Annotated in this window: 1 protein-coding gene; it reads right to left on the reverse strand. The window is 52.1% G+C overall.

Annotation, left to right across the window (positions count from 1 at the left end; translation table 11 throughout):
- Positions 1-470, reverse strand: a 470-nt coding sequence (locus ACTHUT_RS21875; RefSeq protein WP_440419918.1) for a hypothetical protein, incomplete at both ends; no start/stop codon positions are given.

A 470-nucleotide genomic window follows, 5' to 3' on the forward strand; every position in this document is an offset into this window, starting at 1 on the left:
TTGGTAGTCTGCGGGCTGGTGTTTCTGTGGTCGATGGTGGTTGTTGTTTGGTTGTTGTTTGGGTTGGTGGTGGTGGGGTTGGTTTTGGTTTGGTGGGCGGAGCTTTGCGTGGGGTTAGTTTTGGCAGTTTGGGGGTTGGTGGTTGTGTTGATTTGGGGCGTGTGGTATGGTTTGTTGGTGGGGTTGGTGGTTGTGTGATGGGTGGTTGTGTGGTGGTGGTTGTTTGGGTTTTTTGTGTTGAGTTTGGTGGGTTTGGTCGTGTTGTTTGGTTTGGGTTGTTGGGAGGCCTTGGGTCTTGTATTTTGGTTGGAGGCTTTGTTGGTTTGGGTGGTTGTAGCTTGATTGTGGGTGGAGTCGGTGGCGGCGAGTTTTGTGTATGCCTGATTTTGGGGGCTTTGGGGTGCGTTCTGTTTGGTGGTTGTGGGGGGGGTGGTTTTGTTGGTGTTGGGGTTGGTTTGTGGGTTTGGGTT

This window comes from Neisseria sp. P0022.S010 (genome assembly GCF_051956635.1).